This window comes from Kurthia senegalensis (assembly GCF_000285595.1).
Taxonomy (GTDB): Bacteria; Bacillota; Bacilli; order Bacillales_A; family Planococcaceae; genus Kurthia; species Kurthia senegalensis.
Genome location: NZ_CAEW01000057.1, coordinates 1 through 320, shown reverse-complemented (window position 1 = coordinate 320; position 320 = coordinate 1). Strand labels below are relative to the sequence as shown.

Annotated in this window: 1 pseudogene; it reads left to right on the top strand. The window is 34.7% G+C overall.

Annotated elements, in window-relative coordinates:
* Positions 1-92: 92 nt before the first annotated feature.
* Positions 93-320 (top strand): annotated as a pseudogene (locus KSHG_RS15605) (hypothetical protein); the annotation flags it as partial.

Below are 320 nucleotides of genomic sequence, written 5' to 3'. Positions count from 1 at the left end.
CAAAAATGTATCATTTTTTTGCGAAAGGGTCGATGCTTTCTCGATGAATTTCATAATAGAACTATTAATCATCAAAAGGAGATGGAATTAAGTTGAAGTCATACATATACACTAAAATGCGACAATGGATAAAATCGAGACGTTTCAAAATGGAAAAAGAAACACCGAACAACCCGCTATTAAACCAAACGGTACAAAAAGCCATTAAAGAAGGTCAGTTAGACATCTTGAAACAGTTAGTCGAAAATAACGAGGATGTAATGCATGCCTATACTCCAGTTGGGACGGTTTTACATTTAGCCGCTGAGTATAATCAAATA